At 40.3% G+C, this 24,947-nt stretch carries 23 protein-coding genes; 12 read left to right on the forward strand and 11 right to left on the reverse strand.

What is annotated here, in order from left to right; translation table 11 throughout:
- Positions 1 to 23: 23 nt before the first annotated feature.
- The 5 genes from ACTHN6_RS07460 to ACTHN6_RS07480 all read right to left on the reverse strand — a co-directional run bounded on the left by ACTHN6_RS07460 (position 24) and on the right by ACTHN6_RS07480 (position 9,339).
- Positions 24 to 1,169, reverse strand: coding sequence for an aldose 1-epimerase family protein (locus ACTHN6_RS07460; RefSeq protein WP_440435113.1), 1,146 nt, complete (start codon positions 1,167 to 1,169; stop codon positions 24 to 26).
- A gap of 25 nt (positions 1,170 to 1,194) precedes the next feature.
- Entirely contained in the window at positions 1,195 to 3,885 is a 2,691-nt protein-coding gene (locus ACTHN6_RS07465) for a c-type cytochrome (protein ID WP_440435114.1), read from the reverse strand.
- 113 nt (positions 3,886 to 3,998) lie between these two features.
- Positions 3,999 to 5,498, reverse strand: coding sequence for a RagB/SusD family nutrient uptake outer membrane protein (locus ACTHN6_RS07470; RefSeq protein ID WP_440435115.1), 1,500 nt, complete (start codon positions 5,496 to 5,498; stop codon positions 3,999 to 4,001).
- A 55-nt stretch (positions 5,499 to 5,553) separates the two neighbouring features.
- On the reverse strand, positions 5,554 to 8,571 hold the full coding sequence (locus ACTHN6_RS07475; protein WP_440435116.1) for a SusC/RagA family TonB-linked outer membrane protein: 3,018 nt from the start codon (positions 8,569 to 8,571) through the stop codon (positions 5,554 to 5,556).
- Positions 8,572 to 8,973: 402 nt separating this feature from the next.
- On the reverse strand, positions 8,974 to 9,339 hold the full coding sequence (locus tag ACTHN6_RS07480; RefSeq protein WP_440435117.1) for a hypothetical protein: 366 nt from the start codon (positions 9,337 to 9,339) through the stop codon (positions 8,974 to 8,976).
- Positions 9,340 to 9,554: 215 nt separating this feature from the next.
- Here ACTHN6_RS07480 and ACTHN6_RS07485 point away from each other — a divergent pair, with 215 nt between their 5' ends.
- Positions 9,555 to 10,097: a hypothetical protein gene (locus tag ACTHN6_RS07485; protein WP_440435118.1), complete on the forward strand. Its 543-nt coding sequence runs from the start codon at positions 9,555 to 9,557 to the stop codon at positions 10,095 to 10,097.
- Between the two features lie 122 nt (positions 10,098 to 10,219).
- Here ACTHN6_RS07485 and ACTHN6_RS07490 read toward each other — a convergent pair whose 3' ends face one another.
- Positions 10,220 to 10,981 (reverse strand): Rossmann-like and DUF2520 domain-containing protein, encoded by a 762-nt coding sequence (locus ACTHN6_RS07490; RefSeq protein ID WP_440435119.1) that lies wholly within the window; start codon positions 10,979 to 10,981, stop codon positions 10,220 to 10,222.
- Positions 10,982 to 11,165: 184 nt separating this feature from the next.
- On the opposite strand from ACTHN6_RS07490, the gene ACTHN6_RS07495 reads away from it, so the two are divergent.
- Positions 11,166 to 11,687: a hypothetical protein gene (locus tag ACTHN6_RS07495; protein ID WP_440435120.1), complete on the forward strand. Its 522-nt coding sequence runs from the start codon at positions 11,166 to 11,168 to the stop codon at positions 11,685 to 11,687.
- Here the strand turns inward: ACTHN6_RS07495 and dapB are convergent, their stop codons facing one another.
- Both dapB and ACTHN6_RS07505 read right to left on the reverse strand, forming a co-directional pair.
- Positions 11,688 to 12,404: a 4-hydroxy-tetrahydrodipicolinate reductase gene (dapB, locus tag ACTHN6_RS07500; RefSeq protein ID WP_440435121.1), complete on the reverse strand. Its 717-nt coding sequence runs from the start codon at positions 12,402 to 12,404 to the stop codon at positions 11,688 to 11,690.
- Between the two features lie 89 nt (positions 12,405 to 12,493).
- Positions 12,494 to 13,591 (reverse strand): MBL fold metallo-hydrolase, encoded by a 1,098-nt coding sequence (locus tag ACTHN6_RS07505; RefSeq protein WP_440435122.1) that lies wholly within the window; start codon positions 13,589 to 13,591, stop codon positions 12,494 to 12,496.
- Positions 13,592 to 13,736: 145 nt separating this feature from the next.
- Between ACTHN6_RS07505 and ACTHN6_RS07510 the strand changes: the two genes are divergently transcribed.
- From ACTHN6_RS07510 to ACTHN6_RS07525, 4 genes are all read left to right on the forward strand, one after another.
- Entirely contained in the window at positions 13,737 to 14,576 is an 840-nt protein-coding gene (locus ACTHN6_RS07510) for a hypothetical protein (RefSeq protein WP_440435123.1), read from the forward strand.
- A gap of 133 nt (positions 14,577 to 14,709) precedes the next feature.
- On the forward strand, positions 14,710 to 15,084 hold the full coding sequence (folB, locus tag ACTHN6_RS07515) for a dihydroneopterin aldolase (protein ID WP_440435124.1): 375 nt from the start codon (positions 14,710 to 14,712) through the stop codon (positions 15,082 to 15,084).
- A gap of 8 nt (positions 15,085 to 15,092) precedes the next feature.
- Positions 15,093 to 15,860, forward strand: coding sequence for a tetratricopeptide repeat protein (locus ACTHN6_RS07520; RefSeq protein ID WP_440435125.1), 768 nt, complete (start codon positions 15,093 to 15,095; stop codon positions 15,858 to 15,860).
- Between the two features lie 88 nt (positions 15,861 to 15,948).
- Entirely contained in the window at positions 15,949 to 16,842 is an 894-nt protein-coding gene (locus tag ACTHN6_RS07525; RefSeq protein WP_440435126.1) for a 3-hydroxyacyl-CoA dehydrogenase family protein, read from the forward strand.
- Between the two features lie 76 nt (positions 16,843 to 16,918).
- On the opposite strand, the gene ACTHN6_RS07530 is transcribed toward ACTHN6_RS07525, so the two are convergent.
- The 3 genes from ACTHN6_RS07530 to ACTHN6_RS07540 form a co-directional block, all read right to left on the reverse strand.
- Complete coding sequence (locus ACTHN6_RS07530) at positions 16,919 to 17,392, reverse strand: ferritin-like domain-containing protein (RefSeq protein ID WP_440435127.1); 474 nt, start codon at positions 17,390 to 17,392, stop codon at positions 16,919 to 16,921.
- Positions 17,393 to 17,504: 112 nt separating this feature from the next.
- Positions 17,505 to 18,992 carry a malate:quinone oxidoreductase gene (locus tag ACTHN6_RS07535; RefSeq protein ID WP_440435128.1) on the reverse strand — a complete coding sequence of 496 codons (1,488 nt, stop codon included), beginning with the start codon at positions 18,990 to 18,992 and terminating at the stop codon, positions 17,505 to 17,507.
- A 116-nt stretch (positions 18,993 to 19,108) separates the two neighbouring features.
- Positions 19,109 to 19,678, reverse strand: a complete 570-nt coding sequence (locus tag ACTHN6_RS07540; RefSeq protein ID WP_440435129.1) for a DUF6580 family putative transport protein — start codon at positions 19,676 to 19,678, stop codon at positions 19,109 to 19,111.
- 163 nt (positions 19,679 to 19,841) lie between these two features.
- On the opposite strand from ACTHN6_RS07540, the gene ACTHN6_RS07545 reads away from it, so the two are divergent.
- The 6 genes from ACTHN6_RS07545 (at position 19,842) to katG (ending at position 24,674) form a co-directional block, all read left to right on the forward strand.
- Positions 19,842 to 20,168, forward strand: a complete 327-nt coding sequence (locus ACTHN6_RS07545) for an ArsR/SmtB family transcription factor (protein WP_440435130.1) — start codon at positions 19,842 to 19,844, stop codon at positions 20,166 to 20,168.
- 7 nt (positions 20,169 to 20,175) lie between these two features.
- Entirely contained in the window at positions 20,176 to 20,649 is a 474-nt protein-coding gene (locus tag ACTHN6_RS07550) for an SRPBCC family protein (RefSeq protein ID WP_440435131.1), read from the forward strand.
- Complete coding sequence (locus ACTHN6_RS07555; RefSeq protein WP_440435132.1) at positions 20,646 to 21,047, forward strand: DoxX family protein; 402 nt, start codon at positions 20,646 to 20,648, stop codon at positions 21,045 to 21,047. The genes ACTHN6_RS07550 and ACTHN6_RS07555 overlap by 4 nt, the downstream gene beginning before the upstream one ends.
- The gene (locus ACTHN6_RS07560) at positions 21,044 to 21,601 is read left to right on the forward strand and encodes a DUF4256 domain-containing protein (RefSeq protein WP_440435133.1); all 558 of its coding nucleotides are present in this window, start codon (positions 21,044 to 21,046) and stop codon (positions 21,599 to 21,601) included. The genes ACTHN6_RS07555 and ACTHN6_RS07560 overlap by 4 nt, the downstream gene beginning before the upstream one ends.
- A 36-nt stretch (positions 21,602 to 21,637) precedes the next feature.
- Complete coding sequence (locus tag ACTHN6_RS07565; RefSeq protein ID WP_440435134.1) at positions 21,638 to 22,234, forward strand: YdeI/OmpD-associated family protein; 597 nt, start codon at positions 21,638 to 21,640, stop codon at positions 22,232 to 22,234.
- A gap of 163 nt (positions 22,235 to 22,397) precedes the next feature.
- Entirely contained in the window at positions 22,398 to 24,674 is a 2,277-nt protein-coding gene (gene katG, locus ACTHN6_RS07570) for a catalase/peroxidase HPI (RefSeq protein WP_440435135.1), read from the forward strand.
- Positions 24,675 to 24,947 lie beyond the last annotated feature (273 nt).

Consider the following 24,947-nt stretch of genomic DNA (forward strand, 5'->3'; position numbering starts at 1 on the left):
ATAATCTACCTTAACTAAATAATTCAAACGGCTTCCAATTCTTTTAAAAAATTTTCAATTTTTTCCGTTGTATGCAAAACTTCAAACTCCAGTTCGTAGTGTTTTGTTTCACCGGGCTGAAGCATAATTAATGTGCCTTCTTCCCTTGCCTTCTTTTGACCTGCAACCTTATTGGTACCAGGCTCTAAGCCGGTAACATATTCCCTTTCACCCCAATGCTGCCAGTTGGTAAGCCAGGGCAATTGTTCTTTTTGAAAACGCAATGCCGCCGCAAATCCTAAACCAGCATTATATAAACCGCAGGCGCACCATCCTTCAACGGCTGTGCAATCAATAAATGCAGCAGCTTCTCCTGCGCCATTATGCTCCTGCATTACCGGCGGGCATTTACGAAAATTATTTTTTTCATTGAAGATGAGCTTGCTGTTTTCATCACGCGCCTGCCATTTTCCATTCCATAAAATATCGACGCCTTCATCAGCCAGTGGCCAACCAAAATTGAAGTGATATAGAAGCATGTGCGGCACGCTTTGATTACCGTTATTGGTAACTTCATCTTTTATGCGGATAACAGGCTGGCCCAGGCGGCTTGAAATAGTACGTTTCAATTCAAGCCGCGGACCAAAAATGGATGTTTCCCGTATGCGTCCTGTAATGCTCATTTCCATTTCATTCTGAAAAGGATCAGGTTGCAGGATAGATATGATTTCTGCAGGTGTATTACTGATGCGTCCATGCGCCCCTCTTTCACCATTTTCATCTGATTCCGGGCCGCCGATATGCGAAAGGCCGCAGGTAACAAATAAACCACCGCCAAAAGTGCGCAGCCAGTCAGCGCCTTTATCAGAAAAAGGTTGAGGCTGCATTATGCCGGTTTCGTTTATCCAGGAAAGGCAATGGCAGTTAAAAAAGGTGTCCGCAATATCCATGGCACGGTCAAGCACCACTTTATAACGTAAGCCACTGCCGGTATTAATCCAGGCAATTCTTGTTCCTTTGCCTGCGCCGTTATCAAGCACGGATGTTTCTATACCACCAATCTGCGAAATATTGGATATTTTATTTTTCCATCCTTCCTGCATCACTTTAAACAGAATGCTTTTATAGTGAGTAGTGAATGATGAGTTGTGAGTGGCAGAAGCAAAAACGTTGTATTGCCCACCACCCACTATTCACCACTGATTATTAAATCTTTTATTTTTTCTTGAACACAGGATTATTCTCATCGCCACCAGACTTGAGGTAGGCCATCAGGTCTTTCAATTCATCCGGGTTCAAATTATTAATCAATCCCCCTAACATGATAGACTGATCAGATAGTTGTGTTCTCAACACATCTTTTTTAGGCACTTCCCTTATTTGCTGCGGCGCAAAAGGATTTTGAGAAACGTAGTAATTATTGTCATCCTGGCGAACAAGCCTGCCCAATATGGTGCTGCCATCTTTTAAAATAAGATTGGTAGCTGCATATTGATCAGATACTGTCTTGTTTGGATCAATAATGGCTTCCAGGATGTCTTTGTTGGAAAAGCGCGTGCCCAGTTGCGTTAAGTCAGGGCCGATAGATCCGCCATTGCCGCGAATGCTATGACAAGCCCCGCACAAGGAAGCAGCAAACATCGTTTTGCCACGGTTAAAATCCCGTGCGCCTGTAGAATCGCTCTGCACAACTTCCAATGCTTCGTCTAATTGCCACCTGCGGCCCGGGCCTTTGGGGCCGCCACCCGGCGGTACTACGCTCCTGCCATTATTGGCCAGTAAAGAATCACCTGAAATCGCATTAAAATGTGCCAGTTCATTTTTAGGAGCATTTGCCAGGCCGTTCTTGCGGGCTTCATCAATATATCCTATATAACTGTTGCCACCTTTCTTTTCAAAGAAACCATAAAACAGCGTGAAATATTTCTCTCTCAGTTCCGGCGTCCAGCCGTTCTTTACCTTGCTTAAAACCGTTGCCAGGTAAATTTGTTGGGCCGGCGGCCTTTTAGCCAGCATATTGGCTACATCCATTCCATATTGAGGATTGCGGAGAATAAGGTCTGAAGAAGCGGTAGCTGTTGCTGTTGTATCATCTACAGAATTAGCTATCAAAGTCATTGTTTTAGAAACGATCTGCGGATCATCCACATTAGCAAGCACTTTACAGAGCTGCTGATTAAGAATATTGTCTGATGCCGGATATTTCGGATCAAGGTAAGCAATGATCTTTTCTTTATATGCAGCGCCAGGATCGCCCATTCTTGAAAGTGTTAACTCAAAAGCACGCAGCAGGTCTATTTGCTGATTGGTGTTTAAGCGGGCGTAATCAACTGTCAGCATTGCATCCAGCATTTGCGTTTCTGCGCTTTTATCACCGGTGCGTGCCAGGGCAACCATAGCCTGTGTTAAGGCAACCGGGTCTTTCTCAGCCAAAGCTTTTGCCTGCCATTGCTGAACAGGTACATGTTCAACCGCAATACGTGCAGCGTAGCGAATACCGCGATCACTGTTGTTAAGATAAGGCCAGGCCACATCAAGCGTTGAAGCATCTGTTTTTTCCTGGAAAGCTTCAAGCTTTCTTCTTGTTTCCCGAGCCTTGGCAGCATCAGAAGATTCGTCAACTTTTAAAGGTTCTGTTTTTAAATCATTTTTACCATAATAAACACGGTAAACATCAGAGTTTATCCTGCGGCCGCCGGTAAGAAAATAGAGCGCGCCATCCGGGCCAATCTCACCATCGGTGAGCGGCAACGGAGAGCCTGAAATAAACTCTTCGGCCTTTCCTTTATAAGTTGAACCTTCGGGCTCCAGGGCTATATGATAAATAATGCCATAGCTCCAGTCGAAAGCAAATAATCCCCTGCGGTATTTTTCGGGGAAACGCGTATTCATCCCGCTCATAACATTGGTGGGCGAACCGGGGCCAATATTCAAAACAGCGGGAACATTATCAGGATAGGCCGGCGACCATTTACCATTGTTTTCGCGGTAGCCAAATTCAGAACCGCTGGTTACATGGCAAATACGTGTGGGCCTGTACCAGGGAAGCCCCATATCCCATTCCATATCGGAATCATAGGTGAACAATTCACCGTCTTCATTAAAAGCTATATCAAAAGGATTGCGGAAGCCGGAACTGAAAAGCTCCCAGCGCGACCCTACTGAATCTGTTTTGGCAATCCAGCCACCAGGCGGCTGGCGGTCGTTACCAAACCCGTTTGGATCAAGCAAAAGAGGTAATAAGTTATCATTCTTCCAGGTTTTGGGAAGATAGTAGTTATCCATTTCAGGCAGATCGGTAAAGTTGCCTGCTATTACATACAAAGATTTTTTATCAGGTGATAAGATTATACTATGCGGGCCATGTTCGCCATTACCGTATAACCGCTTCATCATAGAAATCTTGTCAAACTCATCATCGCCGTTGGTATCCTGCAGGCGATATAAACCACTTGGTCTTGTAACGCTGTCCTTTTGCCCTTCATCATTTACCACCACATACAAGCTGTTGTATGCCCATAACAGGCCATGCGCCAACCCCATTTTTATGCGGGCATGAGAAGTATCGCCCGGCACATTAATTTCCAGCCTGTCAACCTTCATTTTATGAGTATTAGTATCTGCACCAACAGGCGGCACTGTAATGCGATAGAGATAGCCGTATTGATCACAGGCAATAATGCGCCCTTTGTCATCAAATGTCATAGCCACCCAAGAACCTTCATTATTATCTGAAGGATTATACAGGCGCTCTGCATGAAAGCCTTCGGGAATTTTCAACTTGGCTAATTTGGGATCTGAACTTTCCTGGTGCGATTCTGTTTGGTTACAGCCCGTTGTTGCCAAAAAAATTAATCCAAAAACTGCGGGAAAAAGTCGTACGAAAAAATTGTTCTTTTTGTTCATGTAATAAAATTTCTACATCAATGAAAAAAAATTTAAAGCCGGTAACTATTATCGTTAGATGATATGTTAGCGGCTTTAAAACTATTTATTTATGCTTTATCTATTGATAAAATTTAAAAATAAGGAGTTAAGGCCGCTTCTTCAGCAGGCAACGGATAAACTGTATCCAATACAGTAAATGCATTGCTTGGTGGTTTAGCACCTGAAGGATAATAATAATCCAGTGGGTTGCCCACAACCCTTTGCCCGTATGCTGTTATTACATCTTTCATCCGGCCTGTTCTTACCAGGTCGAACCAGCGTTTATTTTCAAATGCCAGCTCAACCCTTCTTTCATTGAATATAGCATCACGCATATCGGATTGTGATACTGCTGTTGTTGCTTTTAAACCGGCACGGGCACGCACCATGTTGAGGTAAGTTGCCGCTTCTGATGGCTTGTTTCCTTCATTTAATGCTTCGGCTAAAAATAATAATACTTCTGCATAACGGTAAACCGGCCAGTCAGTTCCTGTATTGCCCTGCAGCGCATGCGTTTTTGCATATTTTTTTATGTAAGGATAAACTTTATTGTCGCGTAATGATGTACTCAGTGTTATGTACGCTATAGAAGCGTCCTCTCTTTTATCGCCATCTTCGTAGGCAGCAATAATATCCGGCGTAGGAATATTATTACCTTCTTCTGAAAGCGGCTGCGGGTTAGAAACATGCGTAATAGTTTCTACTTCTTCTGCCAGCATAGGACGTGGTAAAAATGCATACATAAAGTTTCCGTTATATCCGTCCGAGCCTTCTTTAAACTGCACTTCAAATACTGACTCAATATTATTTTTATTGGAAGATGAATTTGAAAATGCATCATTATAATCATCCATCAATTTATACTCACCACTTTGTACAATCGTTTTTAATAAGCCTTCTGCGGAAGCCCAGTCTTTAAGCTCGATATAAACATTTGCGAGTAAAGTTGCGGCAGCGCCTGAAGTGGCCCGGCCTGCTTCCTGCTTGGATTTAACGGGCAGCAGTGTTACTGCTTCGCTGGCATCTTTTTTAATCTGATCGTAAATAGAATCAACGGAAGATAAGGGCAAGGCTGCTTCTTCCCTGTTAGTAACCGGCGTTAAATGAAGCGGCACTTTACCAAATAAACGTACCAGTTCAAAATAAGCGTAAGCCCTTAAATATAAAGCCTGCCCCTTAAGGTTACTTTTGGAAGCGGCATCAAAATCAACTTCATCTATTGAAGCAAGGATCTGGTTTGTACGGGAAATTATCTGGTATTCCTGGCGGTACAAATCACGCACTCTTGTATTGGTGGTTATACCATCTGAAGTAGGCACTGCAAAATCTGCCACATTCTCTGTATTATCTACTGCACCGAATAAAGTGTTGCGGGCATAGTAAGTGTTATCAGAGTGCAATTCTTCCAATACCCAGGCGTTATTGTTTGCAATAGAGCGCAATGGCGCATAAGCAGCATTTACAGCCTGTGCAAAATCTGATTCTGTTTTGAAAAAAGTAGCCGAACTTAATGAAGTTTCAGGTACTATATCCAGGAATTTTTTACAACTGCCAAACATTATTACTGTACCGAGCAATAATATTATATACATTTTATTTTTCATCTTGATAAGCATTAAAATTGAAAAGATTGTTCTGTAAAAGCTGTTAGAAATTTACATTAACACCTAACGTATAAGTACGTGGGATAGGGAAACTTGACAAGTCTATACCCTGGCTTAAGTTATCGTTGGTGAAACTTGTTTCAGGATTGGGACCTCCCCAATAATTTGTAAATACATACACCTGCTGAACAGAAGCATATAGCCTTGCCGATCTAATAGATTTACTTTTAAAACCAACTGTATATCCCAGCGTAATATTTTTAATGGTGAAGAAAGATGCATTGCCCACGAACTGACTGTTTGCCCAGTCTCTTTCCACGCCTGTAACATTACCGCCACCAACTGTAGTTCCAAAAAATCCATCGCCCGGATTTTCTTCGGAACGCCAGCGGTCTTTTACCCTTTCAACCATATTGAATACACCATCAAGATTAGCAAGGCTATACAAATGGCGCATATATAACTGGTTGCCATAAGAGCCTGATGCTACAACCGAGAAATCAAAATTGCGGTAATTGATCGTGTTGGTAATACCATAAATAAATTTGGGGAAGGGCGAACCAATGATAGTGCGGTCATCCTTGTCGCCGCCATAAGTGATCACACCGTCACCATTCACGTCTTTTAATTTAATGCTTCCAACCGTAGAGCGGCCCGGAATAACAGGAGAGCTTTCAAGATCTTTCTGATTTTCATAATGCCCTAACTTTTGCATACCATAAAACACACCAAAAGGCTGCCCAACCTGAGTTATATTAAATGAGCCATATACGCGGTCAATACCATCAGCTAATTCCAGTACCTTATTCCTGTTGAAAGAAATATTGGCATTGGTAGTCCATTGAAATTTACCAACGGTATTTCTGGTTGTAACAGAAAACTCATGGCCCCAGAATTTTATCTCACCTATATTATCATTGAAATTGCCAAAGCCTGATTCCTGCGGTACCTGCACGCTATACAAAAGATTGGCTGTATGCTTTAAATAATAATCATACGTAAACTGTATCCTGTCATGAAATAGGCCCAGGTCAATACCGGCATCATATGCTTTGGTAGTTTCCCATCCAAGATTACTGTTAGCAAGCGATGTAACTGCTGCGCCTGTGGCCACATTATCATTAAAAACAGCATTAACTGTATTGTTCACCAAAGCATACTGTGTATAATTACCAATATTATTGTTGCCGATTACACCATAGCTGGCGCGGATTTTTGCAAAAGAGATTGGTCGTATACTGCTAAAGAAATTTTCATCAGACATAATCCAGCCGGCAGATACAGAAGGAAATGTACCCCAGCGGTTGTTGGCACCAAAACGGGAAGAACCATCACTGCGTATGGCAGCGGTAAACAGGTATTTGCCTCTATAGTTATATGTTAACCTTGAAAGAAATGAAGATAATGTCCAATCCTGCAGGTCATTATAAGTACTACCGCCTCTCGAAATATTTACAGCGCTTTGAATGGTATTAATCCTGTCGTCGGGGTAAGTATCAGCCCGGATAACAGTTGTACTGTAATTATATTCTTGATTGGTAAACCCTGCGAGCAATTCAAAATGATGATCATGAATATCCCTTGTATAAGTGGCTAAATTTTCATTCAGCCAGGTAACTTCATCCTGACTAAACCTTCTTGATACTGCTGTTGTGGGAATGGGTACATTAATAGCATACGTTGCAGTTGACGGATTAAAGTAGAAGTATTTGGTTCCGATATACTGAACGTTCATGCTTGACTTTAATACCAGTCCTTTTATGGGTTCATACTGCGCGTATGCATTACTGAGCAGGTTGATAAATCTTGTTTCATCCGTAATTTCAGTGGATGCACGCACCCAGTTTGGATATGCATAAATATTACCTGTGCTTGCCGGGAATTGATTATATTTTGTTAGCTCGCCGTTTTCATCATAGATAGGCATAACCGGCCATGTATGCAAGGCATCAAAAAGCAGCCCGGTTCCGCGGTCTCCATCTGTTTGCGGCTGGTTATCATAAATATAAGATGGGGCAAGATCAAACCCTATTTTAACCTTCCTGGAAATGTTATAATCCAAATTCATTCTTAAAGAATAGCGCTGATATTTTGTATTCAGCACAACGCCTTCCTGGTTAAACACACCAGCTACTACGGCCGCATTCAGTTTATCATTCCTGGTAGCGATGGTAACATTATAACTTTGGATAGGCGCCTTTTGAAGCAAAGCTCCATACCAGTCGTTGTTCTTACCCTGGTAGATAGAAGGGTTTTGAAATTCTTCGGGTACCGGCTGGCCTTCATCTTCATAGTATTCTTTTTTAAATTGTGCAAACTCCACAGCATCCATCATTTTTATGCGGCCATGTTTTGGCACTTCCTGCATACCCACATAAGCATTAACATTAATGCTTGTTTGCCCCATCTTTGCCGATTTTGTTGTAATAAGCACAACACCATTGGCAGCGCGGGAGCCATACAAAGAAGTAGAGGCCGCATCTTTTAAAATGGAGATACTTTCTATTTCATCAGGGTTAAGTGAACCTATATTACCTACAATAGGAAAACCATCTACCACATACAAAGGCTCACTGCCTGCAGAAACAGATAACTGTCCCCGTATTCTTACAGACATGCCTTTACCCGGCTGGCCTGTATTCTGGTTGATCTGCACACCTGCAAGCTTGCCCTGCAGTTTTTGCGCAATCTGCGATACAGGAAGGTCCTGCAGCTTTCCCATATCAACCGTTTGCACAGCGCCGGTTACATCTTTCTTTCTTTGCGTACCATAACCAACTACTATTACCTGGTCCAGCTGGTTATTGTTGAGTGCTAACTGAAGATTAATAGCATTCTGATTACCCACAGCAATTGTTTGAGGTAAATAACCAAGAGAAGAGATAATAAGAGAATCTGCATTATTAACCTGTAAACTAAAATTACCCTGCACATCACTTACTGTGCCATGCGTGCTTCCTTTTATAGTTATAGAAGCATTAGGAACAGGTTGCCCGGTGGATGCATCCGTTAATTTACCACTGATTGATCTTTGTTGTGCAAAACATGGTATCGTTGCCATCAGAGCCATTAGTGTAACAACACCAGGCAATATGCGACGAAGCAGTCTTTTAAAATAAAAAAAGTGCATAGCAGCAATCATGATTTAATGTTTAAAAAATATTTGAAAATTGGTTTGTTATGGCAACATAATCCCAGCCCGGTTAACAGGCTTAGAATAAGCACCAGTTAAAGTATTCGCAGACAGACAAGACAACCTTATTCTCAAAAACAGATACCTTCTTCCATTTTTGTAATTTGATAAAACGAAACTATAAATTGTAAAATGTATAACTATCCTGCACTGTACTGATTCAAAAGAGTTGAATGCATGATACACTTAATGTATCAGGAAAAAAGTATCCTAACACACAGCATGTTTTATACAGATAAAAAGCAGCAGTATAGCAACATGAATTATTAATTAAAACATGCTGAACTTTTCCATAGCCGTATATGTAAACGGAACGGTAATAAAAATGCCACTTTTACCAACCCTTGTTGAACCTTTTATTTCAACCAGCGCTTCTCTTGAAAGAAAAGTGCCCAAGGCATTTTTAAAAACATTTTTCATATCAACATTCATGGATGATGGAATAATAAATTCGCTGCGTTTGGCTATATGCATGAGCGTATCCAGGATATATCTTCCCATGTAATTATGATTGATATAAATATCACAGTTCACATTGCGCAGCTCAACGCCAAAATTGTTCGGATTGAAGTAAACAAGCTCAAGGCTTATCTTACTATTGACAAGCCCAATGCTGTCAACCTTTAAATTTTGCATGCCACGGTATTCAAAAGACTGAGGTTTATTACATGCAGTAATTAAAATGATAAGTACGCAGGAAAAAAGGAAAAATCGCATAATCAAAAATGCGATGCGGCTAACTAAGCAGCAAATTCTGTTTGAGAAAATATTGTAAAAAAGAAAAGCTTGTGTTTTTATTATTATACGGCTATTGCAAATAACTTATTTTTACATGGCTTAATATTGTATATATGCGTTTAATTCTGTTATTGGCTGCAATAGTTTTCTCAACTGCATCAATGGCGCAGGTGCCGGTATTCAGTTCTAATAATTTTATGCAACGGCCATTGTTCAACCGTACAATTAATATTAACGACAGTGGCTTTAATAATAAAAAATGGTTTTTCACAAAATACAGTGGCATTTCAACAAGCTTTAGTTTTTTCAAAGGTGGAAATGCAACTGTTATTGCTGCGCCGGTTGGCATACAATTAAACCGCAGGTTAAATGATAATTTATTTGCCTTTGCAGGCGTAAATGCTGCACCGGCGTATATTAATTTTCACCAGGCATTTTTTAACAGCAACATCAAAGGCATACAAAACAAATATTCATTCAATCAACATAACCTTGGATTATATTCAAGAGCTGAAGTAGGATTGATGTATGTAAACGATGCAAAAACCTTTTCCATTTCCGGCAGCTTTGGTATTGAAACCAATAATTACCCATATCCTTATTATCAATCAAACAATACAAGGCCACAGGGCCAGATAGTTCATCCAAACAGGTAGTTGTTATTGTATAATTTTTGTATAATCACAAATAGGCACCGTTTTATAAATCTAAAAGCGCTAAAAATAATTTGTAAAAAAAATTGTGCGCATCAAAAGTAAATAGCCAATACCTGGAATAATTAAAGCCTGTTGCGTTGAATACTTTCACTCATCATTGCATAAATATTTTTTAATGCAGGATATACTTCAAGCAAGGCAAGATGCTTTTGAATAGTGGCATTATCGCCGCGTGCAGCCGGGCCTGTTTGCATAGCAGCAGGATCATAATAATGCAAACGTTTTACTGTTTCTTCAATTAAGGGAAGCAGCAGTTGAAAACCGATGTTATTTTTATCACAATAACCCTTTGTAAGCGCAAATAAATGATTGGTAAAGTTGGAAGAAATGATTGCCGAAAGATGATGGCGCAACCGCACTTCATCATCTGCCTGTATTACTGTTTTCGCAAAAGATGAAGCAAAGACTTGAATAGCATTTTTTGTGTGCTCATTATTCCCGTCAATTAAAAAAGGGATTTCAGGTTCGTAGTTTAATTCCTTTCGTAAAGATTGCAAAGGATATAATACACCATAATTTTCTGAAGTATTTTTCAACACATTCACAGAAACGCTGCCGCATGTATGCACGACTATTTTTTGCGCCGCACTTAGTTGCGCGCTTACTTCAGCTACAGCCTCATCTTTTACCGCAATAACAAACAAGTCGCTCTCTTTATTAATATTTTCCAGGCTGAAACAAGGCTTCGCATTTAATGAGGATGCAAGATTATTTACAGCATCCATATTACGTCCGGCCACTTCATTTATTAAATGATTATTTTCTTTAAAAATTTTACTTAATACTGTGGCAACATTGCCGGACCCTATAATACTTACTATCATATTATTGATGAATTAATGTTTTGTCATGACCTCTTCTAAAAAAACAAATATCAAAATTCAGTTGTTAAAAATTATCGAAGTAATTTAGCGCAACCAATATCGTATGAAACGCCCATGTAAAATTTTTGGCACATAGGAAATTTTTTTTGGCGTTACATCTGATTAAAAAATAAAAACTAAACAGATGAAACCTGTAAAAATCGCCCTGCTTTTTTTCAGCATATTCTTTTTTCATTTTAAATCCTCTGCACAAAGGCCGCATCTCAATATTTACGGGCATGTATTATATGCTTCCCCGCTTGATAAAAGCAGCAAAGATTTATATACCGGCGGCGCCGGAGTTGAAGCTGGTATTTTAATCGGGCGTGGCAAAACCATGTTCAATGCTATGATTGGCACTACCCGTTTTTTTGCTGATGATGGCAATCAATATGGTTATCTTACTTATGTGCCGGTTAAAGTGGGCATAAGGCAATACCTTCCGCTTACCATGCATTTTCTTTTTGTGCAAGGCGATGCAGGCGTTGGTTTTACCAACAGCCGTTATCTCGCAAATGACGGAACCCGCTTTGCCGCTGACATTGGCGCAGGTGTAAAATTCGGTTTGTTTGATGCCGCTGTAATGTGGGATAATATTCACGAAGAAAACCCTAAAGGCTGGGCATCGTGGTTTACTGTAAAAGCAGGTTTAAATCTTGGATTTTAATTACAACCCCAATACATCCTTCATGGTGAATATACCTTTTTTGCCTGCAATAAATTTTGCAGCAAGCAAGGCGCCGCCTGCAAAACCTTTACGGTTATAAGCAGAATGCGTTATTTCAATATAATCAATGGGCGAATTGTATTTTATGGTGTGAATACCTGGCACATCATCAATGCGTTTGCTGATAATTTCCAGTTCACTTTCGTTATTGGTTTTATCGTTCACCCAGCTTTTTTTGGTTTTAATCTTTTCAAGTAACTGCCCGGCCAGCGTAATAGCCGTACCACTTGGCGCATCTTTTTTTTGTGTGTGATGCACTTCTTCAATGCTTACCTGATATTCTTTATGGCTGCTCATTAACGAAGCCAGGTATTCATTCAATGCAAAGAACAGGTTAACACCAACACTAAAATTGCTGGCGAATAAAAAGGTTCCGGTTTTTTGTTCTATATAGCTTTTTATTTCAGGTAAATCTTTCAGCCAGCCTGTAGTACCGCACACAACTGGTATGTTGGCATCAAGGCATTTCTTTATGTTTTCAACAGCGCTGTGTGGATTGGTAAATTCAATGGCTGCATCAGCCTGTTTTAAATTATCTGCAGTAAACTCGTTTTGATTGGATGATGAAATTTTTAAAACAATTTCATCGCCATTTTCTTTTGCTATTTCTTCAATGGCCTTGCCCATTTTACCGTAACCTATCAATGCTATTTTCATGCTGCAATAATATTAAATTATCAGTTTTAACCTTGCAGGTTTGCCCGTTAGAATTTCCTTTCCTAAAGAAATTTAAAGAACATATTTCTTTAATCAATTCCTTCCCACCATTTAGAGAAGTCCTGGTTTTCATTATCCAGATTAACCACCTCTCCTATCATTGGCGTGATAATATTAAGATGATAGGCTTCCTTATTTTCGGTTATTAATTTAAGCGGTTCATCCCAGGCATGCAATGCCAGGGCAAACTTGCCGGAATGAACGGGAATTACGCGTTTTGCATTTAATTCTTTAGCAGCCTTTACTACTTCATCCGGCAGCATATGAATATATTTCCAGCTTTGATTATACTGGCCATTTTCAATTATAGCGAGATCGAATGGGCCGAACCTTTTGCCGGTTTCTGCAAAATGTTTATCATACCCGCTATCGCCGCCAATAAAAATCTTCTTTGTTGGTGATTCCAAAATAAACGAAAGCCAGAGCGTTTTATTCCTGATTAATCCCCGGCCCGAGAAGTGCCTCGCCGGTATAGAAGATATTTTAAATCCTGGCAAAGGCGAAACATCTTCATTCCAATCCATCTCCGTAATAATATTATTATTATAACCCCAGCGTTCAAGATGGCTTCCTGTGCCCAGCCCGGTTATTACGTGTTTTACTTTTGGCTGAATTTGTTTTGCAGTTGCATGATCCAGGTGGTCCCAGTGATCATGTGTTATAATCAGCAAATCAATTTCAGGCACATCAACAGCCGCGCAAACCTCGGTGCCTGCAAAAGCTTTTACGCTAAAGAAAAAAGGTGAAGCATGCCCGCAAAAAACAGGATCAACCAATATGCGTTTGCCATCAAGCTGCATGTAATAAGATGAATGCCCAAACCAAACCAGCACGTTCTTATTAATATCAATAGCATGCAGGTTAGTTTTTACCGAAGGGATTTCCGTTGAAGGTTTTCTTCTTTCTTTTTTTTCAAAAAAAAATTCCTTTAATACCTTAAGCATGCTCGTGCCTTCTACAATACTTGGTGTATAACTTTCATTCTGAAATGAACCGTTTTTATAATTGGGTGAGGCTTTCATTCGTTCCAGCCGTTTTCCTGAAGGAAGCCTGCCAAAGCCGGGCAGGCGAAAAACCAGGATTGTAGCGACTATAAAGATTAAAATAAGGATTGACAAAAAAATCATGCATTAATTTGGAGCAAAAATAAACAGCCGGCCATTACAGTTCATTAATCTTTTTTAGCATCTCTTACAGCTTTTTTTATAACCTTTAAATCAATTTCGTTTCTTAGCTTTTGTAAAAAAAGCAGCATTATTTAAAACCATATGCATGAAAAATATCTTATTCATTATAGCAGCATTGTTTTGTTGGGGCACAGTTAATGCACAGGAAACCTATGATTCCGTTTATATGAAAAACGGCGACATAAACGTGGGGAAGGTTACCGCCATTAATGATAGCGCCATCAGCTTTACCTATAAAGGAGAAACGCTTGGATATAATTTCAAAAAAACTGATATAGGAAAAATTGTTTTTGCAAGCGGGCGTGTACAAAGTTTTGAAGGTCTTAAGCCGATAGCCAATACAATCGCTACTACCAATACAAAAACAAGCGAAGCAAATGCGGATCATCGCAATAAAGTGGCCATACTGCCTTTTGGCTTTTTAAGCCTTAACCAGCAAAACAGTATTGAGTGGGGATATAAGGCGCAGGAAGAATGTTATACTTATTTAAGCAAGTCAACAACCTTTAGTTTGCAAGACCCCTCTAATACTAATGCCTTACTTGGAACTGCAGGAATTTCATTTGAAAACATACGAAATTTTACCAATCAGCAGTTATGTAATTTGCTCGGCGTGGAATATATAATACGGGGCACTGTTACTACAAACGCAGTAAGCCTTACTTCATCCGGCAGCGCAACATATGACGAGAAAACAAAAAACGGAAGTGATAAAAAAGGGAACAATTCAAAAACTTCTGGCAATGTTTACAGCTCCACATCAACGCAGCAAAACTATAAAACATCTGTGCTGATGGAGATTTATAAAGATACCGGTGACAAGATTTTTGGCCGCGACCGTGATTCCTTCTGGAGCACATTAGATGCATATAAAAGCACTATCCAGTATTTATTGAAGAAATCGCCATTATATAGCGATAAATAATTTATTGGTGCAGATGTTCATCTAAGGGGTTTTGGAAATTATTTATCACGTTATAATTAATTCATGCCGCCCTGCAAACAAATGATTAACGATTTTATTTTTGCTACTGTTAAGTTGAAATATAGATTTGTTTATGCTTAAAATTGAATTGAGCAAAATGCAGTTTCATGCATATCATGGCGTGCATGAAGAAGAAAGCAAGGCTGGTGGTAATTTTGAAGTAAATCTTATTGTATATTTTGAACCGGCTGCAATACCGGTTCGTCATTTGGCTGAAACAATAGATTACACTCAATTATACACGCTGGTAAAGCAACGCATGGAAAAACCTACCCGCCTGCTTGAAACTATTGCTACAGAAGTAGCGAATGAAATTTTTAGAAAATTTTTAAGCGTGCAGGAACTGGAAGTGAGCATTAGAAAATTAAATCCGCCTATCCCGTTTTTCAACGGCAGCGTTGTTGCAGCCTATACCGCAAAGCGCAATGATCTTAAACAAAATCCGTAGTTTTCACCATGAATTTTAAATTGAAAAGATTACCTGTTTTTATTACCTGCATGGTTTTATCACTACAGATTTTTGCACAGGATAATGCAGCGTTGCTCCGTGAAGCCAAACAGCTCGAATTAAAGTTTGATGAAGCCGGCGCCCTGGAAAAATATAAACAACTTGCCATAGCAGACGCTTCAAATATAAACGCATTGGTAAAATGTGCTGAACTCAATTGCAGCATAGGCAACCGTGAGAAAGATATAAATTCCAAAACAAATTATTTTAAGCAGGCATTAGTTTATGCACAGCAGGCTTACGCAAAAGATTCAACCAATTCAGATGTATGTTATGCAATGGCTTTGGTAAATTATAAAATGAATGTGCTGGATCCTGACAATAAACAATTAATTGAAAATATAAAACAGGTGAAAATTTACAGCGACAGATCGCTTACAGCTAATCCCAACAATGCCAAAGCAAATTATTTATTGGGCATGTGGCATTTTGAACTGATACATTCAGGCTGGTTAAAAAAGAAAGGCGTGAAAGATTTCTATGATAAAATTCCGGATACGCAAATTGATTCTGCTGTTTATTATATGGAAAAAGCCCGGCGCATAGAACCCTATTTTGCACAGGATTATCTCGATCTTGCCAAAGTGTATATATACGACCATCAGCCGGCAAAGGCGCTGGAAGTTTTAAATAAACTTATAAAGCTGCCTAACCGCACTTATGATGATACTGCATATAAGGAAGAAGGAAAACAATTACTTGAAAAAATGCGATGAGCAGTTGAATAGCTGGATGGTTGAAATGTTTAGAAATTACAACTTGTCAACAAATCAACATTTCAACTTATCGACTAATACAAACACTATGATAAAAAAAGTTTCCGTAATAGGCGCCGGCACTATGGGTAATGGCATTGCCCATGTTTTTGCACAAAATAATTTTGATGTAAACCTTATTGACATAAGCCCTGAAAAACTTGAATCAGCGCTGCGAAATATTTCCAAAAATCTCGACCGGCAAATTGCAAAGGGTATAATCACGGAGGAAACAAAAAAAACTTCACTTACTAACATTTCAACATTTACATCAATAAAGGAAGGCGTTGTAGATGCAGATATGGTTGTGGAAGCTGTAACAGAAAACCCCGGGCTTAAATTGAAAATTTTTAAAGAGATAGATGAATATGCGCCGGCTTCAGCCATACTGGCTACCAATACTTCCTCTATATCTATAACAAAAATTGCATCGGCAACTAAACGGCCTGAAAAAGTTATCGGCATGCATTTTATGAACCCGGTGCCCGTAATGAAGCTGGTTGAAATAATCAATGGCTTTCTTACTGAGCCTGCCGTTACGCAAATGGTAACTGAACTTTCCAAACAGTTAGGCAAAGTTCCCTGCGTGGTAAGCGATTATCCCGGTTTCATAGCCAATAAAATTTTAATGCCTATGATCAATGAAGCTATCAGCAGTTTATATGAAGGCATTGCAGGTGTTGAAGAAATTGATACAATTATGAAGCTTGGAATGGCGCATCCCATGGGCCCTTTGCAACTGGCAGATTTTATTGGCCTTGATGTTTGCCTCTCCATACTAAAAGTTTTGTTCGAAGGTTTTGGAAATCCAAAATATGCACCCTGCCCGTTACTGATAAATATGGTAACTGCCGGCAAGCTTGGTGTAAAAACCGGAGAAGGTTTTTATGTTTATAAGCCCGGCGATAAAAACCTGATTGTAAGCAAACAATTTGCAAAATGAATTTGAATTCATGGCATAAATAAAAAGCCGGATATCGCTATCCGGCTGAGGTTTAGTTGTACGAAACCATTTATAATTAAGCTTCTTTATGCGCCATTCTTTCCTGGTCGCGCCATGCTTTTACTGTATCATGGGATTTTTTTAAATCATCTTTTTGTTTTGTAATCAATGTGAAAATGTACGCAGGCAAGCCTTCTGTTTCGAGTGCAGATTTATACGCTTTTTGTGCAGCATCTTCCCCATATTCACAATTGTTCAAAATAGTTTGCCTGTCCTTACCGGTAAACATGGCTTTCACATCCATCCATGCCCGGTAAATTTTGCCGCTTGCAGTTGTGCCATCTTCCATTTCCGCACCAAGCACTTCTACTTCTGTACCAAGGGCATTCCTCAGGTTACGGCTTTGGTCTATATAACCAAGAAAAGCATTTTTCAGATCATTATCTTCAGCTTTTAATTCTTTTATCGCTTTTTCATAGCCGTCTATGCGGTCATTATTAATTTGTATAAGGTCATTGAGCACTTCAGCCACCATTTTATTGTTTTCCATAAATAATGTTTTTATATACTAAAAGAAATTTCGTGCCATTAATTAGACCATTTTTATTGTTAACAATTAATCTAATAATACAACAATGTTTGCCGCATCGATTTTAAAATCATCAGAGTTCTAATCCTAATACTCCGGTGGTATTTTTTCTCACCCGGGCAAGCAATGCGCTGTCATTTTTTAAAGATTTGCCGTAAGAAGGGATCATTTCCTTCAGCTTTTGCTGCCAGCTATCCTGCTTTAATTTTTCAGGAAAGCAACGCGCCAGTAAATCAAGCATAATAGAAACGGCTGTTGACGCACCCGGCGAAGCGCCCAGCAATGCGGCAATACTTCTATCAGCAGCACTTACTACTTCCGTTCCAAACTCCAGTATGCCGCCTTCTTTTTCATCTTTCTTAATTACCTGCACGCGATAGCCCGCCACCACCAGTTCCCATTCGTCAAGCTTTGCATCAGGATAATATTCTTTCAGCGCTTCCAGCCTGTCTTCTGGCGATTGCATCAGCTGTTCAATTAAATATTTTGTGAGCGGAATATTATGCAGCCCGGCAATAACCATTGGCTTTATATTATCTGTTTTAACCGATTTAAAAAGATCGAATGCAGAACCATGCCTCAGGAATTTTGTGGTGAAACCTGCAAAAGGGCCAAACAGTAATTCCTGTTTGCCTTTTATCCAGCGGGTATCAAGATGCGGAACTGACATTGGCGGCGAACCCACTTTTGCAAGGCCATATACTTTTGCATGATGCTGTTGAATAACTGCTTCATCAGTGCAACGCAGCCATTGGCCACTCACAGGAAAACCGCCATAACCCTCTGCTTCTGGAATACCGGATTTTAATAATAATGGCAATGAGCCACCGCCTGCGCCTATAAAAACAAAGCGTGCAACAATAAAACTGTTATTGCCTGTTTCTTCATCTTTTACTTTTACATGCCAATAGTCATCATGCTTTTCAATATCTTCCACTTCCTGGCCGTAATGCACCTGCACATCATCAAACTTTAATAAACGGTTGAACATGCAGCGGGTAAGCGAACCGAAGTTTACATCTGTACCAAGGTTCATTTTTGTGGCAGCAACTGCTTCATTATTCGTATCCCTGTCTTTCATTACCAACGGAACCCACCTGGCAATTTCAGCATCATCTTCCGAAAATTGCATGCCTTCAAACAAACTGTTTTGCTGCAAAGCCATGTAACGCTTTCTTAAATAATTAACGTTGTTATCGCCCCATACAAAACTTACATGAGGAATAGAGCGTATAAAATCCTGTGGCTTTTCCACAATATTATTTGTCACGAGGTATGACCAGAATTGTTTGCTTGTTTCAAAAGACTCTGCTATTTTAATAGCTTTGGAAATATCAATTGAGCCATCAGCTTTTTCGGGCGTATAATTTAATTCGCAAAATGCCGAATGGCCTGTGCCTGCGTTATTCCACGCATCTGAACTTTCAGCAGCAGCGCTGTCGAGGCGTTCAACAATCCTTATCTGCAGGGAATTATCCAGTAACTTAAGCAGCATGCCGAGTGTTGCACTCATAATGCCTGCGCCTATCAATAATACATCTGCTTTTGAAACTTTTTGCATACACTCAATTTATAATTATAATCGTTAACTAATTCTTCAATTCATATCCTCTTTCTGCCGGAATAAAAAAGCCTTGCTCAATAAGGCAAGGCTTTAAATATTACAACACTAAACAATCAATGTGCAAGGCTCAATTTTCCATATTTAATGCGGTTATAAACTGCAATAAACACCGGGAGGAATATAAAAGTTGATATTAAACTGTTGCGATAAAACGGCAAGCCAAAAGCGTAAGATTGCCAAAGACCGCTAATATCCTGGTTGTAACCCATAATATTAGCCTGCGTTTTCCATACAATAAAATTAGAAAACAGGAAGAAAACTGTAGGGCCCATAATTGCCGATGCCACAACGCCTGCGGTTTTATAATTCCTGAATGCAATGCCTATAAACGCAACGGCAACAAACAAAGCATAATTCATTATTTGCCCGCTGTAAAAACCGGCAAAAGGAAAAATATTTAAGGCATATAATGCCTGTAACAAAACATCGCTGAGAAAGAGCGCCAGCAAAGGCAAAAGAAACACAAGCTTCTTATCGCGTATGGTTAAGCCCGCAAACAATGAAATGGCAATTACGGCCGTAAAGCCGCTAAAATTTATTTGCGGCGCACAAATAAATTTTACAAGCGTTGCTACAATAACTAAAACAATAAAGAAAAAAAGGGTTTGTCTTGATAATTTCATACCGATAGATTTAAAACACAAAAGTACCTTAAATCAATTAACGTACAAAACAGCTTGTTAATACTGCAGGTATTTGGCCGCTATTAATCAATCTCAAAAAAAATTCAAAAAAAATTGCGTAGTTAAATAGCTACACATATATTTGTAGTCAAATAGCTACACAATGAATTTACGGCGCGATGTATTTCAGGCAATAGCAGATCCTACAAGAAGAGCAATATTGCTGCTGCTGGCAGCATCTCAATCTATGACAGCGGGGGCAATAGCCGCCAACTTTGATACTGCCAGGCCAACGGTATCAAAACATTTACAAATACTCACCGAATGCGAACTGCTTGCACAGCAGCAAACCGGCAGGGAAATTTATTATTATATCAATGCAAAAAAAATGAAAGAAGTAGATGACTTTATCGAACCCTTCCGGCAGATGTGGGACGACAGGTTTAATAAACTGGAAACAATTATGAAGAAATACAAAACCAAAAAATAATTATTTTATGGAAAGAAAAACAAAAGTTAATGCTGAAAACGGCAAACAGGAGATCATAATAACAAGAGAGTTTGATTTGCCTGTGGAATTACTTTTTAAAGCGTATGAAGATCCTGAAATTGTAGAACAATGGATGGGTACAAAAGTGCTGAAGCTGGAGAATAAGCAGCACGGCAGTTACCAGTTTGAAACATCGCATGAAGGCAAGGTGGTGTTTAGAGCAAATGGGTCTATACATGAATTTGTACCTAACCAAAAAATCACAAGAACATTTAAAATGGAAAACACGCCGTTTCCCGTTCAGCTTGAATACCTGGAATTTGAAAAACTCACAGATGATACGAGCAGGCTTATCATGCAAATATTATTTAAGTCGGAAGAATTCAAAAAGCAACTGCTTCAAATGCCTTTTGCCCAGGGCATCAATATGGCCCATAACCGCCTGCAGGAAATTGTAAACAGATTAAAAGCTGCATTATGAGTAAAAGGAATAAAATCATTTATTGGATCGCCACTGTTTGGTTAGCCCTGGGCATGACTTCAACTGCCATTGTTCAGCTACTCAAAACCAAAGAAGAAGTTGAGAAAACATCTGCAGGGCTGGGATATCCCATTTATTTTCTAACGATAATCGGCACCTGGAAAATCCTTGGGGTTATTGCTGTGCTTATTCCAAAATTTCCTTTACTGAAAGAATGGGCATATGCAGGATTTTTCTTCCTCATGTCGGGGGCAATTATTTCGCATTTAACAGTGGGTAACGAAGCAAAGGAATTATTTGGACCAACACTTTTATTAATTCTCACTATTTTGTCATGGTATTTCAGGCCTGTGGATAGAAAAATCGTTTTAAAAATAACCAATAAACAAAACGCATGAAAAAACAATTACCACAAACGGAACAGGCAGAGTTGCTTAAAATTCTAAGAAACCGTTTTGAAAAAAATATGCACCGCCACAAGGGCCTTGAATGGAATAAAGTGCAGGCCAAACTTGAAGCGAATCCTGAAAAGTTGTGGTCGCTCCGTGAAATGGAAGAAACAGGTGGCGAACCTGACGTTGTTGAATTTGATAAAAACACGGGCGAATATGTTTTTTATGATTGTTCAGCAGAAAGCCCTAAAGACCGCAGAAGCCTTTGTTATGATCACGAAGCGCTTGAATCAAGAAAAGAGCACAAACCAAAAAATAGTGCCCTGCAAATGGCAACTGAAATGGGCATACAACTATTAACGGAAAACGAATACAGGCAACTGCAAAAAACAGGAAAGTTCGATACAAAAACTTCAAGCTGGATAACTACCCCTGCTGAAATAAGGGAACTTGGCGGCGCCCTTTTTTGTGACCGCCGCTACAACCATGTTTTCACTTATCATAATGGTGCTGAATCTTATTATGCAGCAAGAGGGTTTCGCGGTTTGCTGAGAGTTTAATTTATTGATTGTAAAACATGCATAAAATAATTGATTATGCCGGATGGAAGCATGAATCCAAAAGTTGATTTCTTTTTTAACAAGGCCTCAAAATGGCAGAAAGAATATGAGCAATTAAGAGCAATCATTCTTGATTGCGGCCTGACCGAAGAACTGAAATGGGGCTGCCCCTGTTACACGTTTGAGGAAAGAAATATTGTTCTGATACATGGCTTTAAAGAATATTGTGCGCTTCTTTTTTTCAAGGGTGCTCTGCTGAATGATGCGGATAACATCCTTATCCAGCAAACAAAAAATGTACAGTCGGCACGCCAGGTACGGTTTATAAATGTTCAGCAGATAATAAAACTAAACCCTGTTTTAAAAGCCTATATTTATGAAGCGATTGAAGTTGAAAAGGCAGGCCTGAAAGTAAAGCTTAAAAAGACTGCGGAATTTACTGTTCCTGAAGAATTGCAAAATAAATTAGATAGATCGCCTGCTTTAAAAAAAGCGTTTAATGCATTAACTCCGGGGCGGCAAAGAGCCTATATTTTTTATTTTTCTCAACCCAAACTATCCAAAACGCGTGCAGCACGAGTTGAAAAACATATGCAGCATATACTTAAAGGAAAGGGTTTAAACGATTTATAATTTGCGCTACCCTCCTGCCAACAGTAACTCCAGGTTATAGGCATCAACATCATAGCTTTAATCTATCAAATTATAAAATTAATTGATTATGCTTATTGGCTGAATGTTATAAGTTTGTCACCCGAAGTATTCAATAAATTTCATTCAATAAAAAACGCATAAAATGGGAGACAATTCTAACGACATCAGTAAATGTCCTTTTCATAATGGCAATATGAAACATAATGTTGGCGGTGGTGGCACCAAAAGCCGCGACTGGTGGCCAAACCGGCTTAACCTGAATATACTACGCCTGCATTCTCCTTTATCAAACCCGCTGGATAAAGATTTTAACTATGCCGAAGCATTTAAAAGCCTTGACCTGGAAGCGGTAAAAAAAGACCTGCATGCGCTTATGACCGATTCACAGGATTGGTGGCCGGCAGACTTTGGCCACTATGGCGGTTTGTTTATACGTATGGCATGGCACAGCGCCGGCACTTACCGCATACACGATGGCCGTGGCGGTGCGGGTCAGGGCCAACAGCGTTTTGCGCCTTTAAACAGTTGGCCTGATAATGTGAGCCTTGATAAAGCGCGCAGGCTGCTCTGGCCTGTCAAACAAAAATATGGCAACAAAATATCATGGGCCGATTTGTTGATATTAACAGGCAACGTGGCGCTGGAATCCATGGGCTTTAAAACTTTTGGGTTTGCCGGCGGCCGCGAAGATGCCTGGGAAGCCGCAGAAGAAGTTTATTGGGGCGCTGAAACCACATGGCTGGGCAATGACGACCGCTACGCGCGGGGCTCGGAGGGCGTGGTTGAAAGCCACGGCGTGGTTCCGACAGATGAAGACCCTGGCCGTAAAATTCATTCCCCTAACCTGGAAGAACCACTTGCTGCCGCCCACATGGGTTTGATTTATGTGAACCCCGAAGGCCCGGATGGTAATCCTGACCCGGTAGCCGCCGCCGTTGATATAAAAGAAACTTTCAGGCGCATGGCAATGGATGATGAAGAAACAGTTGCGCTTATTGCCGGCGGGCACAGCTTTGGTAAAACACATGGCGCAGCACCCGCCACACACCTGGATAAAGAGCCTGAAGGTGCCGACCTGGAAATGCAGGGTCTTGGATGGCGCAATAGTTACGGCTCGGGGAAAGGGCCTGATACTATTACCAGCGGGCTGGAAGTTACCTGGTCTAAAACGCCAACACAATGGGGCAACAGCTTTTTTGAAAACCTGTTTGGATATGACTATGAGCTTACCAAAAGCCCGGCAGGTGCACACCAATGGGTGGCTAAAGATGCGCCTGATATTATACCGGATGCTTTCGACGCCTCAAAAAAACATAAGCCAACCATGCTTACAACAGATTTGTCATTAAAACTTGATCCGGCTTATGAAAAAATATCAAGGCGCTTTCTGGAAAACCCTGATGCCTTTGCAGATGCGTTTGCCCGTGCCTGGTTTAAATTAACGCATCGCGATATGGGCCCCCGCTCCCGTTATCTCGGCCCTGATGTGCCGGAAGAAATATTGATATGGCAGGACCCTATACCGGAAGTTGACCATGTATTGATAGATGATAATGATATCGCTGCCTTAAAAGCAAAAGTGCTGGCAACAGGTTTAAGCGTGGCTGAACTGGTTTCAACAGCCTGGGCCTCCGCCTCTTCTTTCCGTGGATCAGATAAGCGTGGCGGCGCTAACGGTGCCCGCATTCGCCTGGCGCCTCAAAAAGACTGGATTGTGAATAACCCTGTGCAGTTGAAAAAAGTATTGGACACACTGGGAAACATTCAGCAGGAATTCAATGCTGCAAAAACAGGTGGTAAAAAAGTTTCACTCGCCGACCTGATCGTATTGGCAGGCGCTGCGGCTATTGAAAAGGCAGCAAAAGACGCCGGCCATGATATAACTGTTCCTTTCATTCCCGGCCGCATGGATGCTTCGCAGGAACAAACTGATGTAGAATCCTTCAGCTACCTGGAGCCGGCTGGCGATGGTTTCCGTAATTATCGTAAAACCACCATTCCTGTATCAACAGAAGAGTTGCTGATAGATAAAGCGCAATTGCTTAATCTTACCGTGCCTGAATTAACAGCATTGGTGGGCGGCATGCGCGTATTGGATACTAATTATGACAGATCCAAGCATGGTGTATTTACGCAAACGCCCGGCAGGCTTACCAACGATTTCTTTGTAAACCTGCTTGACATGAATACAGCATGGAAAGCTACAGACGATAGCAAAGAGTTATATCTTGGCAGTGATCGTGCTACCGGCCAGCCTAAATGGACCGCTACCCGCGCCGACCTGGTATTTGGCTCCAATGCAGAATTGCGTGCCGTTGCAGAAGTGTATGGCAGCGTTGACGGGCAGGAAAAACTTGTACAGGATTTCATAGCCGCCTGGAATAAAGTAATGAACGCAGACAGGTTTGATTTAGCATAAAATTAAAAGCCCTGGTGTTTGAAAAGGTTGCCTGGATAACGGCAGCCTTTTTTTGGGCAAAGGCAGCAGGCTTTAGTTTTTTTATTTTGAGGTTATTAGCAATGTATTTTAGATAGTACCATTAATAATAAAGCCTTCCTGCAACTTTTCTTCAATATATTTTTCTTTGGCAAAATTGACTGCTTCTTTCTTTTCAAAATTTTTATTTGCACTTGTCCTTTTGAACCTGATTTACAAAAACCAACATTCCGATTTTAAAATGTTGTGTGGCAA

The sequence above is a fragment of the Parafilimonas sp. genome, assembly GCF_051953455.1.
Lineage (GTDB): Bacteria > Bacteroidota > Bacteroidia > Chitinophagales > Chitinophagaceae > Parafilimonas.

Coding starts and splice junctions, on each gene's coding strand:
- dapB (WP_440435121.1), bottom strand. CDS start 12,404: ATGAAAATAGCATTGATAGGTTACGGTAAAATGGGCAAGGCCATTGAA.
- ACTHN6_RS07555 (WP_440435132.1), top strand. CDS start 20,646: ATGAGTAAAAGGAATAAAATCATTTATTGGATCGCCACTGTTTGGTTA.
- ACTHN6_RS07525 (WP_440435126.1), top strand. CDS start 15,949: ATGATAAAAAAAGTTTCCGTAATAGGCGCCGGCACTATGGGTAATGGC.
- ACTHN6_RS07545 (WP_440435130.1), top strand. CDS start 19,842: ATGAATTTACGGCGCGATGTATTTCAGGCAATAGCAGATCCTACAAGA.
- katG (WP_440435135.1), top strand. CDS start 22,398: ATGGGAGACAATTCTAACGACATCAGTAAATGTCCTTTTCATAATGGC.
- ACTHN6_RS07550 (WP_440435131.1), top strand. CDS start 20,176: ATGGAAAGAAAAACAAAAGTTAATGCTGAAAACGGCAAACAGGAGATC.
- ACTHN6_RS07470 (WP_440435115.1), bottom strand. CDS start 5,498: ATGTATATAATATTATTGCTCGGTACAGTAATAATGTTTGGCAGTTGT.
- ACTHN6_RS07540 (WP_440435129.1), bottom strand. CDS start 19,678: ATGAAATTATCAAGACAAACCCTTTTTTTCTTTATTGTTTTAGTTATT.
- ACTHN6_RS07520 (WP_440435125.1), top strand. CDS start 15,093: ATGAATTTTAAATTGAAAAGATTACCTGTTTTTATTACCTGCATGGTT.
- ACTHN6_RS07560 (WP_440435133.1), top strand. CDS start 21,044: ATGAAAAAACAATTACCACAAACGGAACAGGCAGAGTTGCTTAAAATT.
- ACTHN6_RS07565 (WP_440435134.1), top strand. CDS start 21,638: ATGCCGGATGGAAGCATGAATCCAAAAGTTGATTTCTTTTTTAACAAG.
- ACTHN6_RS07495 (WP_440435120.1), top strand. CDS start 11,166: ATGAAACCTGTAAAAATCGCCCTGCTTTTTTTCAGCATATTCTTTTTT.
- ACTHN6_RS07510 (WP_440435123.1), top strand. CDS start 13,737: ATGAAAAATATCTTATTCATTATAGCAGCATTGTTTTGTTGGGGCACA.
- ACTHN6_RS07505 (WP_440435122.1), bottom strand. CDS start 13,591: ATGATTTTTTTGTCAATCCTTATTTTAATCTTTATAGTCGCTACAATC.
- ACTHN6_RS07530 (WP_440435127.1), bottom strand. CDS start 17,392: ATGGAAAACAATAAAATGGTGGCTGAAGTGCTCAATGACCTTATACAA.
- folB (WP_440435124.1), top strand. CDS start 14,710: ATGCTTAAAATTGAATTGAGCAAAATGCAGTTTCATGCATATCATGGC.
- ACTHN6_RS07480 (WP_440435117.1), bottom strand. CDS start 9,339: ATGCAAAATTTAAAGGTTGACAGCATTGGGCTTGTCAATAGTAAGATA.
- ACTHN6_RS07465 (WP_440435114.1), bottom strand. CDS start 3,885: ATGAACAAAAAGAACAATTTTTTCGTACGACTTTTTCCCGCAGTTTTT.
- ACTHN6_RS07535 (WP_440435128.1), bottom strand. CDS start 18,992: ATGCAAAAAGTTTCAAAAGCAGATGTATTATTGATAGGCGCAGGCATT.
- ACTHN6_RS07475 (WP_440435116.1), bottom strand. CDS start 8,571: ATGGCAACGATACCATGTTTTGCACAACAAAGATCAATCAGTGGTAAA.
- ACTHN6_RS07485 (WP_440435118.1), top strand. CDS start 9,555: ATGCGTTTAATTCTGTTATTGGCTGCAATAGTTTTCTCAACTGCATCA.
- ACTHN6_RS07490 (WP_440435119.1), bottom strand. CDS start 10,981: ATGATAGTAAGTATTATAGGGTCCGGCAATGTTGCCACAGTATTAAGT.